Annotated in this window: 2 protein-coding genes; both read left to right on the top strand. The window is 70.2% G+C overall.

What is annotated here, in order from left to right; all coding sequences use genetic code 11:
* Positions 1 to 658 (top strand): haloalkane dehalogenase (locus tag ACIRS4_RS37545; protein ID WP_404204659.1); only part of this gene is annotated, 658 nt, incomplete at its 5' end.
* Between the two features lie 54 nt (positions 659 to 712).
* A partial coding sequence (locus ACIRS4_RS37540) for an RNA polymerase sigma factor (protein ID WP_404204657.1) occupies positions 713 to 1,246 on the top strand: 534 nt, incomplete at its 3' end.

Below are 1,246 nucleotides of genomic sequence, written 5' to 3'. Positions count from 1 at the left end.
CGCCCGCTACCTGGACGCCTGGTTCGAGGCCCTGGGCCTGGACCAGGTCGTCATCGTCGGCCACGACTGGGGCGGCGCGCTCGGAATGGACTGGGCCGCACGCCATCCCGAACGGGTGCGCGGCATCGCCGTGGTGGAGACCTTCCTGCGCCCCATGAACTGGTCGGACATGCCGCCGCAGGGCGCGGAACTGTTCCGCCGCTTCCGTTCCCCCGAGGGCGAGGAGATGGTGCTGGAACGCAATATGTTCATCGAGTTCAACCTGCCCGCCTCCACCCGCACCCTCACCCCGGAGGCGCTCGACGCCTACCGCGCGCCGTACCCGACGCCGGAGTCGCGCAAGCCGATGCTGGTGTGGCCCAGGGAGTTCCCGCTCGACGGCGAGCCCGCCGACGTGGTCGCCATCATCGAGAACTACGACGCCTGGATGGCGGCCAGCCCGGAGGTGCCCAAGCTGCTCATGCACGTCGAGGACGGGGTCGGCCTGGGTTCGCCGGAGGCGATGGAGTGGGCGGTGCGCACCTTCGCGTCCGCCGAGCTCGCGAACATCGGCCCGGCCGGGCACCACTGCCCGGAGGATCAGCCCGACGCGATCGGCCTGGCGGTTGCCGACTGGCTGCGCAAGCACGCCCTGCTCACCGCGCCCGCCGTCGCCTGAGTGGCGCCGGCCTGACGGCCCCGCGATGTCGGACCCGGTCCCTATGCTGGCGGTATGGAGACCGGATCGGAGATCGACGAGCGCGATCTCGTCGCGCGGGCCGTCGGCGGTGAGCGCGCCGCTGTCGCGGATGTGGTTCGGCTGCTGCAGGATCCGATCTACCGGCTGGCGCTGCGCATGGTGTGGCGGCCCGCCGACGCCGAGGACGCCACCCAGGAGATCCTGTTGCGCGCGGTCGGCAATCTGGCGAGCTGGCGCGGCGAGGCCAAGCTCACCACCTGGGCGTACCGCATCGGCGTCAACTATCTGCTGAATCTGAAGCGGCAGACGCCGCAGGAGCAGCGGCAGCTCAGCCTGGACGAGTTCGGTGAGGGACTGCGGGACGGCTTGGCGGAGGAGGACTATCGCGGTCCGGAGGCCACGCTGCTCACCCACGAGGTCCGCCTCAACTGCAGTCAGGCGATGCTGCAATGCCTGGGTCGCGACGAACGAGTCGCGTATGTGCTCTCCGATGTGTTCGAGGTGAACTCGGAGGAGGCCGCCTGGATCGTCGGCGCGACACCGGCCGCGTATCGGAAACGGGTAGAG

This window comes from Streptomyces sp. NPDC101166, from assembly GCF_044768125.1.
In the GTDB taxonomy this organism is placed as follows: Bacteria; Actinomycetota; Actinomycetes; order Streptomycetales; family Streptomycetaceae; genus Streptomyces.
This window is presented reverse-complemented; position numbering and strand designations above follow the sequence as displayed.